This window comes from Staphylococcus gallinarum (genome assembly GCF_000875895.1).
GTDB classification, from domain to species: domain Bacteria; phylum Bacillota; class Bacilli; order Staphylococcales; family Staphylococcaceae; genus Staphylococcus; species Staphylococcus gallinarum.
Genome location: NZ_JXCF01000265.1, coordinates 1 through 251 on the forward strand (window position 1 = coordinate 1; position 251 = coordinate 251).

Sequence of the window (251 nt, forward strand, 5' to 3'; positions counted from 1 at the left end):
GTACTTAATGATGTGCTTGCACTTTCTGAGTCACTTACTGACGTACTCAATGATGTTGACGCACTTTCTGAATCACTCACTGATGTGCTCAACGACGTTGATGCACTCTCTGAATCAGATACTGAAGTGCTTAATGATGTGCTTGCACTTTCTGAGTCAGACACTGATGTACTCAATGATGTACTTGCACTTTCTGAATCAGATACTGACGTACTTAATGATGTACTTGCTGACTCTGAATCACTTACTGA

General features: G+C 40.6%; 1 pseudogene. It reads left to right on the forward strand.

Features of this window, described 5'->3' with window-relative positions:
- Nucleotides 1-251: pseudogene (locus SH09_RS17340) on the forward strand (hypothetical protein); the annotation flags it as partial.